Source organism: Streptomyces sp. NPDC007264 (genome assembly GCF_042869095.1).
In the GTDB taxonomy this organism is placed as follows: domain Bacteria; phylum Actinomycetota; class Actinomycetes; order Streptomycetales; family Streptomycetaceae; genus Streptomyces.
In genome coordinates this window covers 111,544-126,969 of sequence record NZ_JBIAFD010000008.1, presented here as the reverse complement: position 1 = coordinate 126,969, position 15,426 = coordinate 111,544, and the positions used below count along the sequence as shown (strand labels likewise).

The 15,426-nt window shown below is 72.2% G+C and carries 10 protein-coding genes; 5 read left to right on the top strand and 5 right to left on the bottom strand.

The features are described 5' to 3' along the window. The first annotated feature begins 63 nt into the window (after window positions 1-63). Window positions 64-2,736, top strand: coding sequence for an ATP-binding protein (locus ACFYMU_RS15920; protein WP_388373126.1), 2,673 nt, complete (start codon window positions 64-66; stop codon window positions 2,734-2,736). Window positions 2,737-3,071: 335 nt separating this feature from the next. After that, on the top strand, window positions 3,072-3,404 hold the full coding sequence (locus ACFYMU_RS15915) for a hypothetical protein (RefSeq protein ID WP_388373125.1): 333 nt from the start codon (window positions 3,072-3,074) through the stop codon (window positions 3,402-3,404). Window positions 3,405-3,456: 52 nt separating this feature from the next. Here the strand turns inward: ACFYMU_RS15915 and ACFYMU_RS15910 are convergent, their stop codons facing one another. Beyond that, window positions 3,457-4,443 carry a DUF3048 domain-containing protein gene (locus tag ACFYMU_RS15910; protein ID WP_388373123.1) on the bottom strand — a complete coding sequence of 329 codons (987 nt, stop codon included), beginning with the start codon at window positions 4,441-4,443 and terminating at the stop codon, window positions 3,457-3,459. Window positions 4,444-4,741: 298 nt separating this feature from the next. Continuing rightward, window positions 4,742-5,827: an ATP-dependent DNA ligase gene (locus tag ACFYMU_RS15905; RefSeq protein WP_388373516.1), complete on the bottom strand. Its 1,086-nt coding sequence runs from the start codon at window positions 5,825-5,827 to the stop codon at window positions 4,742-4,744. Window positions 5,828-5,902: 75 nt separating this feature from the next. On the opposite strand from ACFYMU_RS15905, the gene ligD reads away from it, so the two are divergent. Continuing rightward, entirely contained in the window at window positions 5,903-6,958 is a 1,056-nt protein-coding gene (gene ligD, locus ACFYMU_RS15900) for a non-homologous end-joining DNA ligase (RefSeq protein ID WP_388373121.1), read from the top strand. A gap of 93 nt (window positions 6,959-7,051) precedes the next feature. Here the strand turns inward: ligD and ACFYMU_RS15895 are convergent, their stop codons facing one another. Next, window positions 7,052-9,262: an OmpL47-type beta-barrel domain-containing protein gene (locus ACFYMU_RS15895; RefSeq protein ID WP_388373119.1), complete on the bottom strand. Its 2,211-nt coding sequence runs from the start codon at window positions 9,260-9,262 to the stop codon at window positions 7,052-7,054. Further along, window positions 9,259-11,781: a ThuA domain-containing protein gene (locus ACFYMU_RS15890; protein WP_388373117.1), complete on the bottom strand. Its 2,523-nt coding sequence runs from the start codon at window positions 11,779-11,781 to the stop codon at window positions 9,259-9,261. The genes ACFYMU_RS15895 and ACFYMU_RS15890 overlap by 4 nt, the downstream gene beginning before the upstream one ends. A gap of 199 nt (window positions 11,782-11,980) precedes the next feature. Between ACFYMU_RS15890 and ACFYMU_RS15885 the strand changes: the two genes are divergently transcribed. After that, a complete protein-coding gene (locus ACFYMU_RS15885; protein WP_388373115.1) occupies window positions 11,981-12,961 on the top strand; it encodes a multicopper oxidase domain-containing protein in 981 nt (326 codons plus the stop codon). An 87-nt stretch (window positions 12,962-13,048) separates the two neighbouring features. Beyond that, the gene (locus ACFYMU_RS15880; protein WP_388373113.1) at window positions 13,049-14,113 is read left to right on the top strand and encodes a LacI family DNA-binding transcriptional regulator; all 1,065 of its coding nucleotides are present in this window, start codon (window positions 13,049-13,051) and stop codon (window positions 14,111-14,113) included. A 61-nt stretch (window positions 14,114-14,174) separates the two neighbouring features. On the opposite strand, the gene ACFYMU_RS15875 is transcribed toward ACFYMU_RS15880, so the two are convergent. Next, the gene (locus tag ACFYMU_RS15875; protein ID WP_388373111.1) at window positions 14,175-15,392 is read right to left on the bottom strand and encodes a glycoside hydrolase family 64 protein; all 1,218 of its coding nucleotides are present in this window, start codon (window positions 15,390-15,392) and stop codon (window positions 14,175-14,177) included. Window positions 15,393-15,426: the final 34 nt, after the last annotated feature.

Sequence of the window (15,426 nt, the reverse complement as noted above, 5' to 3'; positions counted from 1 at the left end):
AGGCTCCGGGACGGCTAGGCTCAATGTCCGTACGTCGTTTGGGCTACCTGGGGAGGTACCGGGATGACGGAGGCACGGCCCGGCGGGGCCGCCTCGACTTCCCTGTGGGAACGCGACGCGGAAGTCGCCGCCATCACCGAGGCGGTCGACGCCCTGCGCGACGACGCCTCGCCGCGGGAGCCGGGGAGCCTGCTCGTGTTCAGCGGGGAGGCCGGCATCGGCAAGACCGCGCTCCTCGCCGAGGCGCGCCGCATCGCCGAGCAGCGCGGCTGCACCGTCTGGTCGGCGCGGGGCGGCGAGACCGTCACATCCGTCCCCTTCAACGTCGTACGGCAACTGCTGCAGCCCGCACTCGTCTCGCTGATGCCGGCGGAGGCCCGGGAGTACCTGGGCGACTGGTACGACATCGCGGGACCGGCCCTGGGCATAACGTCCCCCGGCGAGCGGCAGGCCGATCCGCAGGGCGTCTGCGACGGCCTGGTCGTCGCCGTGTCGCGGCTGGCCGAGCGGGAGTGGCCACTGGTCCTGCTCGTCGACGACGCGCACTGGGCCGACCAGGAGACCCTCCACTGGCTGGCCGCGTTCTGCGAACGCCTCGGCGACCTGCGCGTCCTCGTCGTGGTGGCGCACCGGCCCGGCGAGGCCGACGGCGAGAGCGGCCGACATCTGGAGACGATCACCGCGGCCGCCGGCCGCCCGGTCGGCACGCTGAGCGTGCTCACGCCCGAGGCGACCGCCGGACTCACCCGGGCCACCGTCGGGGTGCACGCCGACGCCCCGTTCTGCCGCGAGGTGTGGGCCGTGACCGGCGGCAACCCGTACGAGACCGTCGAACTCCTCGCGAAGGTGCAGGACAGCCAGCTCGCACCGGTCGAGGAGTCGGCCGACGAACTGCGCGCCCTGAACCGCTCGGCCCGCGGCAACGGCCTCGTCGCCCGCCTCGAGAGCCTCGGCATAGAGGCCACCCGGTTCGCCTGGGCCGCGGCGATCCTCGGCTCCGGCATCACCGTGGAGCTGGTGGCCCGGCTCGCCACGCTGCGCCCCCAGGACGCGCGGCGCTGCGCCGAACTCCTCGGCGCGGCCCGCATCCTCACCGAGGCCGACCCGTCGAGCCGTCAGACGGACGACGGGGAGCTGGAGTTCGTGCACCCGCTGATCGCCAGCGCCGTCTACCGCTCGATCCCCGACGGGCTGCGCACCGCGATGCACGGCATCGCCGCTCAGGTCGTCACCGACTCCGGACTCGGCGCGGCGGCCGCCTCCCGTCACCTCCTCGAGGTCCACCCGGACGACGACGAGGAACTGGTCGAGCAGATGCGCCAGGCCGCGCGCGAGCACCTCGCCGTCGGCGCCCCGGAGGCGGCCCGCCGCTGTCTGGAGCGTGCCCTCGTGGAGCCGCCGCTGCCCGAGGTCCACCCGCACGTGCTCTACGAACTGGGCTGCGCCACGCTGCTGACGTCGCCCGCCACCACCATCGACTACCTCCAGACGGCCCTCGCCATGCCCGGCCTCGAGGGCGACGAACGGGTGGACGCCGTCCACCGCCTCTCCCAGGCCCTGCTGCACAACGACCAGGTGGACGAGGCCGTCCGCACGATCGACGCGGAGGCGGCCCGGCTGCCGGAGGGCCCGGCCCGGATGCGGCTGCGCGCCGTGCACCACATGTGGGAGGGCATTCACGCGGCCGAGGAGGAGTCCCCGGCCCGCTCCCGGGAGTTGGCCGAGCTCGCCCGCACCTGCACCGGCAAGGACAACTCCGAGCGTGCGCTGCTCATCCTGCGCGGCTTCGACGCCATGACCCACGGCGAGAACGCGGAGGAGGTCGTGGAACTGTGCGACCGCGCCCTCGTCAACGGCCGCCTCGCGCCCGGCCTCGGCTGGACCGACAGCGAATGGGGCATCGAACTGCTGCTGATGCTGGGCAACGCGTACGCCTACACCGACCGGCTCGACCGGGCCGAGAGCCTGTTCACGGAGGGCCTGCGCGCCTACGAGTCGGCCGGCTGGAGCGGCGGCCACCTCGCCCTGGCCCACGCCTATGTGGGACTCGGACACCGCAGGCGCGGCCGCCTCGTGGAGGCGGAGGCATCCCTGCGCGCGTCACTGCGCCTCGCGGAGCGGGTCGGCCGCGGACTGCCCCTGCACTGGTCCGCGACCTGCGGGCTCATCGACACGCTGCTCGCCCGGGGGTACACCGAGGAGGCGTGGTCGGTCGCCGAGCAGTACGGTTTCGCACCGCCGTACCCGTCCACCATCACACTGCCCGACAACCACTCCGTGCGCGGCCGGCTGCTCCTGGCCGCCGGCCGGACCGAAGAGGGCATCAACGAACTCGAGGCCGCCGAGAAGGCGTCCGCGGGACGCGGCCACAACACCGTGGTGGCGCCCTGGGCCGGCGACCTCGCCCGCGCCCTGGCCGCCGACGATCCGCGCCGTGCCGCGGAACTGGTGGCGCTCACCCGCCGGCAGGCCGAACTCTTCGGCACGGACACCGCGATCGGGGAGGCACTCCGCCTCGCCGGCGACCTGGAGACGGGGCAGCGCGCCGTCACCCTGTACGCCCGGGCGGTGACCTATCTGGAGGCATCGCCGTGCGCCTACGAACACGCCGTGGCACGGGTCGAGTACGGAATCGCCGCCCGGTCGGCCGAAGACCTCGAGCGCGGCCTGACGCTCGCGCGGTCGTGCGGCGCTGACGGCCTGGCGGAACGGGCGGAGGCCGCGCTCGCGCACTGATGGCGACGGCACGGGCCTGAGCGCCGGGCCGTTCCGCGGCGCCCGGCGCGTCACAGGTTCCAGCAGGTGGTCGGTCGCCGCGGCCGGTCGCCTGCGCGGGTGGCGGTGCCTGCGGGATGCCGTCGAGGCTGCGACCGGCAGGGTCACCCTCGAGCGGTCCCCTCCCTCGCGTCCGCCTGGGGGAGTCGGCCCGGGCGGGCGCTCCGGTGCGTTCGGGGCGACGGCGGTGGTTCGTCCGTTCAGCGGACTACGGACACCGCGGTTCGGACGGGCAACTAGACTGGCAGCCCTCGCAGCGCCCGACATGCGTCTCAGCGAAGGAAGGCGGCACCACCGTGGACCGGACCCTGGCCACCCGTTCCCCGCACACCTCCGCCGACTGGTGGGTCACGGCCGACCAGGCGCGGCATGCGGCGCAGGGCGGTCTCACGAGCGCCGCGACGGCCCCGGACCTGCTGCGCACCCTCGCCGAACTCGACCGCGCCAGGCGTGCGTCTGTGGTCGCCGTCGGCGCCGCCGTGGAGGCCCTGCTCGCCGGAGGCGTCGCCTGGGAGGCGATCGCGGCGGCCCTCGGATTCGGCTCGGCGGAGGAGGCACGCCGGGCGCTCGCCGCCGCCCGGCAGGACGCGGGCGTGGCGGCCGAGCGCCGGCGGGGCCGCCGGGCGTAGCGCCGCTCGCGGGCCGCGGTACCGGAACGGGCCCGCCTCGACCGCTTCCGGGTCAGGCCCGGGCCAGCACCACCCACACCTGCCCGGGAGCGAAGGTCATCGGCCCGCCGTCCGCCGTGGTGAAGCGCGTGCCGTCCTCCGCCGAGGCGCGCTGCCAGTGGACGTGGAACACCCGCCCGTCGCGCAGCACATCGGCCTTTCCGGAGCCCACGGTCTCCGAGTACGGCGAGTTGCTGCCCAGGACGTCGTGGAACCGTGAGGCGCGCACCCGCACGTACTGCACGACCACTGTCGCCGGGGTCACCGGCGCGCCGTCCGTCGTCACCGTCGGGGTGCCGTCCATCGCCACCCGCCAGCGGTGCTGCCCCGCGGACCAGGTGAAGGCGAAGCGGGCCGACGGGAAGCGGACGGTGCGCGTGCTCTGCGGCGTGCCGCCCGCCGGTGCGGCGCCGAAGCGGAAGCCCGTCGTCAGCGCGGCCGCCCCGGGTGCGGACGTCATCAGCCGGCCGGGCCGCAGGTAGAGGTTGTGCGGCGCGGCCTTGCCGGAGCCGCGGAAGTAGGCGTCCGCGTTCGTGTCGGGAGACTCGGGCGTCAGCGGCGCCTTGTCGATGAGCGGCAGGAGTTTGTGCTGCGCCCCCGAGAACGCCAGCGTCGGGTCGTCGAACTGGCGCAGCAGTTCCAGGTCCGACTCGCGTGCGCTGCGCACCGGCCCGACCACCTTCGGCAGCTTGGTCGCGAACACCGCCATCAGCCGGCTCAGACCGCCCTCGACCTGCTCGGCGTAGACGACATCCGCCTGCTCCAGGCCCGTCTGCGGGCGCGCCGCGGGCACGTTGTCGATCTTCACCGCGAGTACCGGACCCGTCGGCGGGGCGGAGGTCCGGCCCCCGTCGCCCGGAGGCCGCGTCTGCTGCTGCTCACCCCTCCCGTCCGGGGATCCGCCGCCCGTGCTGCAGCCCGCCACCAGGGATCCCGCCACCGCGGCGATCAGCAGCGCCGCCGCCGTCACGCCGCGCCGTATCCGCGTGTTCTGTCGCATGCCCACCGCTTCCGCCGAGTCCCCCGTGGCTCCCATTGTGCGCTTGTCCGTTCAACCGGTGGTCCTGTCCGATCCGTCCCGCGCCCGGGCACGCCGACGAGGCCGGACGGCGCGGCGAGCGGTGGCTCGGCGTGACCGGACGGCGCGGGAGGCGTGGCTCGGCGTGATCGGACGGCGTGGAGGGCGTGGCTCGGCGTGATCGGACGGCGTGGAGGGCGTGGCTCGGTGTGATCGGACGGCGTGGGGGAGCGTGGCTCGGCGTGACCGGACGGCTCGGTGGGACGGAGGCACGGAGCGGTCAGTCCGGGGCGGGCCGGCCCGGGGAGCCGAGGATCTCCGCGAGGTCGTAGCGCACGGGTTCCTCCAGCTGGGCGTAGGTGCAGCTCTCGGGAGTACGATCCGGGCGCCAGCGGCGGAACCGCGCGGTGTGCCGGAACCGCACCCCGTTCTCCATGTGGTCGTACGCCACCTCCGCCACCCGCTCGGGCCGCAGCGGCACCCAGGACAGGTCCTTCTTTCCCGACCAGCGGCTGGGCGCCCCCGGCAGCCTCGCCGTCTCGTGCGCCACCTCGTCCGACCAGGCCGCCCACGGATGGTCCGCGGTGTCCTCCATCCGCAGCGGCTCCAGCTCCGCCACGAGCTCCGCGCGCCGCTTCATGGGGAACGCGGCGGACACCCCCACGTGCTGGAGGGCGCCCCGGTCGTCGTACAGCCCGAGCAGCAGCGAACCCACGACGGGGCCGCTCTTGTGGAAGCGGTAGCCCGCCACCACGACGTCCGCCGTGCGCTCGTGCTTGATCTTGAACATCACGCGCTGGTCCGGACGGTACGGAAGGGAGAGCGGCTTGGCGATCACCCCGTCCAGGCCCGCCCCCTCGTACCGCTGGAACCACTGCTCGGCCACCGTGCGGTCGGTCGTCGCCGGCGCCAGGTGGACCGGTGGCGCCACACCCGACAGCTCCCGCTCCAGCAGGGCGCGCCGGTCGCTCAGCGGGACGTCGAGCAGCGACGTGTCGGCCAGCGCCAGCAGATCGAACGCCACGAACGACGCCGGGGTCTTCCGCGCCAGCATCCGCACCCGCGAGTCGGCCGGGTGGATCCGCTCGGTCAGCGCGTCGAAGTCGAGGTGGCCCTCCCGGGCGACGACGATCTCGCCGTCCAGCACGCACCGGTCCGGCAGCCGCTCCCGCAACGCACCCACCAGCTCGGGAAAGTACCTGGTCAGCGGCTTTCCGGTGCGGCTGCCCAGCTCGACCTCCGCGCCGTCACGGAACACGATGGCCCGGAACCCGTCCCACTTCGCCTCGTACTGCATGCCCGGCGGGATGCCGGCCACGGGCTTGGCGAGCATCGGCTTCACGGGTGGCATCACCGGCAGCTCCATGCCCTTGATTCTGCGGCCGGGCCGGGTGATCCGCCCGGTGTGCGGGGGACGTGCCACGCGCCTACGGTGGCTGGCATGGGCGAAGCGGTGGAGCTGGAGGCGGCGGGCAGGACGGTGCGGCTGTCCAGCCCCGGCAAGGTCTTCTTCCCGGAGCGCGGTTTCACCAAGCTGGACCTCGCGCGGTACTACCTGGCCGTCGGCCCCGGGATCCTGCGCGCCCTGCGCAACCGTCCCACCACACTGGAGCGCTACCCGGACGGCGTGAGCGGCGAGTCCTTCTTCCAGAAGCGGGCGCCCAGGAACATGCCCGACTGGATCCCCACCGCCCACATCACCTTCCCCAGCGGCCGCAGCGCCGACGAGATGTGTCCCACCGAGGTCGCCGCCGTCGTGTGGGCCGCGCAGTACGGCACGCTCACCTTCCATCCGTGGCCGGTGCGCCGCGACGACGTCGACCGCCCCGACGAGCTCCGCATCGACCTCGACCCGCAGCCCGGCACCGACTTCACCGACGCGGTGCGCGCCGCCCACGAACTGCGGGCGGTGCTCGACGAGTTCGGCGGGCTCCGCGGCTGGCCCAAGACCTCCGGCGGCCGGGGGCTGCACGTCTTCGTGCCCATCGAGCCGCGCTGGACCTTCACCCAGGTGCGCCGCGCCGCGATCGCCGTCGGACGGGAACTGGAGCGCCGCATGCCGGCGCACGTGACCATCGCCTGGTGGAAGGAGGAGCGGGGCGCGAAGATCTTCGTCGACTACAACCAGACCGCCCGCGACCGCACCGTCGCCTCCGCCTACTCCGTGCGCCCCAAGCCGCACGCCCCCGTGTCCGCGCCGCTGCGCTGGGAGGAGACCGGGGACGCGGACCCCCATGACTTCGACCTGGCGAGCATGCCCCGCCGCTATGCCGAACTCGGCGACGTGCACGCCGACATGGACGACCACGCCTTCTCCCTGGAGGCGCTTCTCGAACTGGCCCGGCGCGACGAACACGACCACGGTCTCGGCGATCTGCCGTATCCGCCGGAGCATCCGAAGATGCCGGGCGAGCCGAAGCGGGTGCAGCCGAGCCGTGCCCGGCGGCAGGGCGCACCGGGCGACACCGGGAAGCCGGCCGGACCCCCGGCCCCGTGAACACCCCGGCCCCCCGGCGCCGGAGGGCGTGCGGTCGCCGCCGATCACGGCCCGCCGCACGCCCCCGGACTGCCGGTCACCCGGACGGGGACCTCACAGGTCCTTGATCCGGATGTCCCGGTAGGAGATCACATCCGTCGTGCTGTGCACCTGCAGTCCGATGTAGCCGGAGGCGAACCGCCGTCCGTCCGTGCCCGGGTCGTCCGAGCGGGGCGGATAGAAGTCCTGGCCGCCGACGTTGTCGAACTCGTTGATCAGCGCGCCGTTGCGGTAGACCGAGTAGTGCTGGTCGACCACACGGATCTCGTAGTCGTTCCAGGTGCCCTTCGGAGTGACACCCGCCCCGGCCAGACCCACCCGGTCGAAGCCGTAGATCGAACCGGTCTTGTACATGTCGCCGTCGGGCCGGTCGAACACCTGCACCTCGTGCCCGTACTTGATGGCGGCCCACTCCGGCCTGGGCTCCTCGGGGTGGTCGTGGACCCAGGGGAACCGCACGAACACACCGGAGTTGGCGTTCCCGTCACCGGGGGCGTCGTCCCGCCACTGCAGCTTCAGCGAGAAGTCGCCGTACTTGCGCCGCGGGAACCACAGCATGCCCAGGTCCGGTGCGGTGGTGCCGCTGGTGATCGACCCGTCGGGGTTCAGCGCGAAGGAGCCGCCGCCGACATGCTCCCACCGGGCGAAGGACGCGGCCGTACCGTCGAAGAGGGAGTGGTAGCCCGTCGTGTGCCCCGGCGTGCCGATCCCCGAGTCGCGGGCCGCCGTACGGATCGCCCGGTACTCGCGCTGGTCGATCACCCCCTCCTTGCTGAGCCGGTCCAGGACCGTCCTCACGTGCTTCAGGAACAGCGCCTGGGAGGTCCACTCCTTCTCGTCCTCGATCAACTCGCCGATCCGGCACCGGTTGTCGGTGACGCGGTTGCGCACACCGGAGTCGACCGTGCCCACGAACACCGTCGACCGCTCGTCGTACTCGGGGCAGTTGGGCGCGGGGACGCCGCCCCCCGGCACGACGGTGAAGCTCACCGTCCGCGGCTCGGAGACGTTGCCGGCCGTGTCGCTCGCCCGGTACGCCACCGTGTGGGCTCCCGCACGGTCGACGACGACGGGTGCGCCGTACGCCAGGTACGGGCCGCCGTCGAGCGAGTACTCCACCGACGCGACCTCCGAGCCGCCGTCGTCCGTCGCACTCACGGTCACCCGGGCGTTGCCCACGTACGCGCCGTCGGAGTTCCTGGTGCCGTCCACGGTCGCCCCGGTCACGGGCGGCACGGTGTCCTGCGCGGGCGGCGCGACGACCGTGAACGCGACACTGCGGTCCGCGGACACGTTGCCCGCCTTGTCGGTCGCGCGGTACCGCACGGTGTGGGAGCCGACTTGATGCACCATCACGGGAGCGGTGTACGGCTGCCAGGAGCCGGAGTCGACCCCGTACTCGATGGTGTTCACCCCGGAGCCCGTGTCGGACGCGGACACGGTGACCGTCGCCATGTCGACGTACGCCCCGTCGCTGTTCCGTTCGCCGGTCACGGTGGCCGAGGTCTCCGGCGGGGTCGTGTCGTCCGTCGGCGGGGCGACCACCGTGAACTCGACGCGCTTGTCCGCCGACATGTTTCCCGCCTTGTCGACGGCCCGGTAGCGCAGCGTGTGGCCGCCCACCTGGTCGATCACCACCGGTGTGGTGTACGGCTGCCAGGTGTCCGCGTCGCCGACCGCGTACTCGACCCGGTCGACCCCGGACCCGCCGTCGGTCGCGGTGACGGTCACCGTGGCCGAACCGACGTACGCGCCGTCGGAGTTCCGCGTTCCGTCCACGGACGCGGAGGTCTCCGGGGCGTCCGTGTCCGCGCCGCCCCCGTCGGTCACGACGAGGATGCCCTGCATCCGTTCGTGGCCCGGCATCGTGCAGAAGTAGCGGTAGCGGCCGGGGGAGAGCGTCACCTCGGCGGTGTGCCGACCGCCCTGGTCGTCACCGGGGTTGGCCAGGATGTTGAGCTGGACGTCGTTGTTGTACTCCGGGTCGGAGACGTCGAACGTCAGCGTGTGCGGCATGCCGGTGGTGTTGCCGGTCGCCGCGCTGTTCTCGAAGACGATCGTCGCCGGGCCGGCGACCGCGGTCTGCGGCGCGGAGGCGTACGCCGTGATGCCGTCGCCGGCGGTCCAGGTGAGCACCTGGGCCGCGGCGGCGGTCCGTGCCCGTTCGGTCCGCCCGAAGGCGGACGGGGCCAGCCCGGCCACCAGCAGCAGGGCCGCCAGCAGGGCCGTCCAGATTCTTCGTCCGGTTCCCCGGGTGTGCGTCATGCGCCCCTCCTGACCAGCTGGCCGGCGGCGGGAGTGGGGCCGCCACCGGTGTAGGTGACCCGCCACAGCGCCGACTTGGCGTCCGAGGTGAAGAAGCCGCGCCCGTAGTCGAGGACGTACAGTGCGCCGTCCGGGCCGAACTTCCAGTCCATGAGGTTCTTGATGCCGTCGTTGCCGGTCGGGACGATCTTCTTCAGCGATTCCGCGTGCACCGGCAGCCCGCCGTCGCCCTGGTTCTTCGGGTCCATGAGCACGGCGTCACGCGGCTGGTCGGCGTCGTAGAAGTCGCCGACGAACCACTTGCCGTCCCAGTAGGCGGGCCACTTGACGTCGCTGGTGCCGTCCGGGTCGTAGCGGTAGACGGGACCGTTCATCGCGGCCTGCCCGCCGCCCTTGAGCCATGGCAGCAGATACGTGGCCTCCTCCTTCTTGTACGAGGGGATCCCGTTCGCGTCACGCGGATACTCCGGGCCCCCTCCCTGGGGCGAGTACCAGATGTTGTTGCCGGTGACCGGCGGCAGGTCGACCAGACCGTCGTTGTTCGGGGACTCGTTCTTCGGATGGTCGCAGTCGTACCAGCCGAGCGGCTTCGACGGATCCGGCAGGTTGCGGTCCCGGTAGGGCTGCTTGTCGCCCATGCAGTACGGCCAGCCGCGGTTGCCCGCCTCGGTGATGACCGCGAACGTGTCGTACTTCGCCGGGCCCCAGACCGGGGACGGGTCGCTCGCGTCGGGGCCGACCCAGCCCGCGTAGAGGATGTCGGTCTTCTTGTCGACGAAGATGCGCGCCGGGTTCCTGACGCCCATCACATAGATCTCGCCGCGGGTCTTGCCGCCGCCCTCGTCGGTCTCCCTGCCGGTGAAGAGGTTCCCGTCGGGAATCGTGTACGTCCCGTCGGGCTCCGGATGGATGCGCAGGATCTTGCCGTTGAGGTTGTGGGTGTTGCCGGCGGTACGGCGCGCGTCCGCGAAGGAGACGCCCTTGAAGTTGGGCTGCGGGTTGTTGCCGGAGTAACCGTCGCTGAACCGGCTGGAGTTGTTGTCGCCGGTGGCTATGTACAGGTTGCCCTTGGAGTCCCAGGTCATCCCGCCGCCCGCGTGGCAGCAGCTGTGGATCTGCACCGGCCACGCGAGCAGTACCTTCTCGCTGCCCAGGTCCAGCTTGTCGGTGGCGAGGTCGAGCGTGAAGCGGGAGACGCGCCGCTCGGCCATGTGCGTGTCGCGGTTGATCCGGGAGTGCGGCGTGTAGTGCAGATACACCCAGCCGTTCTGCTCGAAGTGCGGGTCGAGTTCGATGCCGAGCAGCCCTTCCTCGACCTTGATCAGCTCGTCACCGCCGCCCTTGTTGCCGAAGACGGTCAACTCGCCCGCCAGCGTGACCTTTCCGGTCCTCGGTTCGTAGACGTGGATCTGGCCCTTGCCCTTGCCGATGTCGGGATCGTTCCAGTCGGTGACCACCGGCTGGGAGGCGTCCCCGCCGCCGCGGCCGATGTACAGCACACGCCCGTCGGGCGCGGTCACCAGCCCGTGCGGCTCGCCGATCTGGTCGCTCTGCCCGGGCTGGTTGGGCTCGGTGAGCCGCTCGGCCTTGTACTCGGCGGTGATCGTCGCCTTGCAGTCGGCCTGCGCCAGCCGTGTCGTCCACAGCAGGGCGCCGCGCAGATGCGCGCGGAAGTCCGTCTCGTCGTAGGACGACACGGTGCCTCCCATGCCGGTGTAGAAGGACCGGCCGCCGTCGTAGTCCCGGCACCAGCTGATCGGATGGTCCCAGCCGTTCCCGCTCGCGCCGGGCCGGTACGTGGACTCGCGCACCCTGGCCACCGTGTGCACGTCGCCGGACGGGTTCTTCACCCAGTTCGGCCACACGTCCGGGCGCTTCCACTGCAGCGGCAGGTCCTTGGTGGCCGGGTGCTGCCGGTCGCCGACCTCGACGACGGCGCGCTGGGCGTCCGTCGGGCCGCCGGCGGCCGGGCGGGCGCCGACCAGTCCGGTGAACCAGTCGGAGTACGGTTCCGCCCGGGCCGCGTCATGGATGCCGACGAAGCCGCCGCCCGCCTCCATGTACGCCTCGAGGCCCTCCTCCTGCTCGGGATCGAGGACGTCCCCGCCGCCGGTCAGGAACACGATCGTGTTGAGGCGCCCCAGCTTCTTCGCGTCGGTGAAGACGGACGCGTCGTCGGTGGCCCGGACCTTGAAGCGCTGGTTCGCGGGCCCGGACAGGCCGATCTTCTCGATCGCCTCGATCCCGGCGTTCACGACCGGCGACTCGTCCCCGGCCGCCGCGGAACCGTAGAAGACCAGGACGCGGACGTCGTCGCCGCCCGGCGGCGCTTTGACGGACATCGTTGTCGAGGCCGGGTCCGGTGCCGGGCGCGCGCTCGCGGTGGGGCCGGAGAGGACCCCCGCGGTGACGACTCCGGCGGCGAGGGCCGCGGCCCAGGCCCGTCTCCTCGTGCCGGCCCCTCGTGGGCTCCGTAAGCCTCGTACGCCCAAGGGTCTTTGATGCGATGTGAGCCGCATGTGGTCACCCACCCCTCGTCGGTCACGGCAACAGCGCCAAGGAAGCTAGACGTCTTTGCGCGACTCGCCAATAGGTATGACCGGGATACAACAAACTTTGTCCTTACTGTGGATAAACTGCGGGCATGCCGCTACCGTCCCTCTCGTTCGTCTCAGCGGCTCGTCTCCGTGAATTCCGTCTCGGCATGGGGAGTTCGGCATGGACAGGCGCAGTTTCAACCGAGGGATGCTGCTTGGTGGTGCGGCGGTCGCGACATCGTTGTCCCTGGGCACGGAGGCCGCCGGCGCCGACCACCCGGTGAGGACCGCACCCGCCGGGGGCGAGGTCAGACACATCAAGCTGTACGCCGAGGAACTCGACGGCGGGCAGATGGGGTACGGCTTCGCCAAGGGGAAGGCGACCGTTCCCGGCCCCCTGATCGAACTCGTCGAGGGCGACACGCTCCACATCGAGTTCGAGAACACCATGGACGTGGCGGCCAGCCTTCATGTGCACGGACTGGACTACGAGATCTCCAGCGACGGCACCAAGTGGACCAGGAGTGATGTGCAGCCGGGTGACACCCGCACCTACACCTGGCGCACCCACGCTCCCGGCCGCCGCGCCGACGGGACCTGGCGGGCGGGCAGCGCCGGGTACTGGAACTACCACGACCACGTCGTCGGCACCGAACACGGCACCGGCGGGGTGCGCAAGGGCCTGTACGGGCCGGTGGTCGTACGCCGCAAGGGTGATGTCCTGCCGGACAGGACGCACACCATCGTGTTCAACGACACGACGATCAACAACCAGGCGCACATGGGACCCGACTTCGAGGCGACGGTCGGCGACCGCGTCGAGTTCGTGGTGATCACCCACGGGGACCACTACCACACGTTCCACATGCACGGTCACCGCTGGGCGGACAACCGCACCGGACTGCTCACCGGCCCGGACGACGAGAGCCGTGTCGTCGACAACAAGATCGTGGGACCGGGCGACTCCTTCGGCTTCCAGGTGATCGCGGGGGAGGGGGTCGGAGCGGGCGCGTGGATGTACCACTGCCATGTCCAGAGCCACGCCGACATGGGGATGACCGGGATGTTCCTGGTGAGGAAGGCGGACGGGACGATTCCCGGGTACGACCCCCACCCCGGCCACGAGTCGCACCTTCACCAGGCGCCGCACAGACGCCCGTGAGGGCGGGCCCCTCCGCGTCGGGAGCGCTCTCAGCGCTGTCGGTCCCCCGGGCTATCCTGATCGGGAACCGCCGGGGAGGAGTCCGAAGTGACCGAGACCGTGCCGCGCCCCACGCTCGAGGCCGTGGCCGCCCGGGCCGGAGTCTCGCGGGCCACCGTCTCCCGGGTCGTCAACGGCGGTGACGGTGTGCGCGAGCCCCTGGCCGAGCGGGTCCGCCGGGCCGTCGAGGAACTCGGCTACGTACCGAACCAGGCGGCGCGCAGCCTGGTGACCAAGCGGCACGACGCGGTCGCCGTCGTGATCGCCGAACCCGAGACCCGGGTCTTCGCCGATCCCTTCTTCGGTCTGCAACTGCGAGGCATCAGCAAGGAGTTGACCGCCCACGACGCCCAGCTGGTGCTGCTGCTCACGGAAGGGCGCGCCGACCACGCACGGGTCGGCCGGTATCTCGCCGGCGGTCATGTCGACGGCGCGCTCGTCTTCTCGCTGCACCTCGAGGACCCGCTGCCGGAGCTGGTCCAGCGCGCCGGGGTGCCCACGGTGTTCGGCGGGCGGCCGGGCTGGGGCGGCGGCGCACGCAGCTCCGTGTACGTGGACAGCGACAACCGCGGCGGCGCCCGCGAGGCCGTACGGCATCTCGTCGGACTCGGCCGCCGGCGCATCGCCCACATCACCGGCGCCCTCGACCAGACGTCCGCCGTGGACCGGCTCGACGGGTTCCGGGACGTCATGGTCGACGCCGATCCGCGGCTGATCGCCGAAGGCGACTTCACCCCGGCCGGTGGTGAGCGCGCGATGCGGGAGCTGCTGGAGCGCTGCCCGGACCTGGACGCCGTGTTCGCGGCCAACGACCTGACCGCGTCCGGCGCCCTGCGTGTGCTGCGCGCGCAGGGGCGCCGGGTGCCCGACGACGTCGCCCTGATCGGCTTCGACGACATGCTGCCGGTCGCCGAGCAGACCGACCCGCCGCTGACCACGATCCGTCAGGACATAGAGGAGATGGGCCGGCTGATGGCCGGGTTGTTGTTGCGTGGCCTCGACCGGCGCGGCGGCGGGCCGGGTGGGGACGGCGCCGGCGGCGCTCCGGGCGTGGGCGACGGGCCGTCCAGCGTGGTCCTGCCGACGACCCTGGTGCGGCGCGCGTCCGCGTGAGCGCCCCGCGCGCCACCGGTCAGGAGCCGCGCGTCACCGGTCAGGAGCCGACCGTCAGCGGTCAGGAGCCGACCGTCACCGTGAAGCGCCTCGGGTTTCCGTCGTACGCCGCCCCCGACACATCGGGCTGGCCGTCCGGGCGCACGTCGTCGTACGGGAACGCGTACCCGATCGGCGAGTTGGCGTGCACGACACGCGCCCAGTGGTTGGTCACGCCGCCCTGGTAGTAGTCGGCACCGGTCGCGCCGCCGGGCTGGTCGGGGTGGGTGAGCATGAGCGAGCGGTTGAAGCCGGCGGCGAGGCGGGCGAGCAGGGCCTTCTTGTCGTCGGGGTCACCGGGGTTGTTGGCGAACGGCCCGTGGTTGCAGGTTAAGATGTCCTTCGAGGTGGGTTTGACGAAGGTGTGGCCGCCGGTGAAGGCGAGCGTGTCACCGGTGACCCGGCCGGTGAACACCCCCCGGCCGCCCTGGAGGTCGATCCTCAGGTCGGTGCCGCGGTACTTGTCCCAGACCTGGTCGGCATAGGCGGTCCACAGTTCACGGAACGGCATCCGGTCCGGCTGGTCGAAGTACGGTGCCATCAGGTTCTGCGGGGAGATGACCCGCAGCACCTTTCCGTCGACGCGGACCACGAGCTGGTCCCAGGGCTGTTGGTCCTTCGCGGCCTGCGCCGTCAGGTCCGAGGCGATCCTGTCCACGGCGCCGCCGGGAAGCGGCGCGACCGTGTGCGTGGCGTCGCCCTCCAGCGTCAGCCCGATCGGCAGGGCGGTCACCAGGTCGACGTAGCTGATGTTCGCGTACAGCTGGGCGGAGTTGAAGGTGAACTCGCAGAACGACCAGGTCTTCTTGTAGTTGGGGTCCGCGGGCGTCGCGAACGCGGGCTCGACGAGGGCCGGGCCCGGGTTCAGGAAGAAGTCGAGGGTGTCGTCGCGCACGAAGTAGATCCGCGCGCCGAACATCTGCGGCAGCGTCAGCACCGTCGGCGCGGAACCCGCGGGTCCCAGCGGGATGGCGCAGTCGACGGGCAGCGGGGTCTGGGGTGCGGAGGGTGAGGCCGGCCGGTGGACGCTGCCGTCGGCCCGCAGCAGCATCCAGGCGCCCGTCGACTGCTCGTGTCCGGTGACGTAGGCGCGGACCGTGCCCGGCAACGAGGCGTTGCGCAGTGCGAGTTCGCAGGTGGCAGGGGCCGCCTGGGCGGCACCCCGGCCGAGGGCGCCGGCCCAGGCGGGGGAGGTGGCGGCGACGGCGGTTGAGGTCAGAAACACTCGGCGCGATATCACGAGTCGTCTCCTGGGGTGTGGGGGGGAGCGCAGG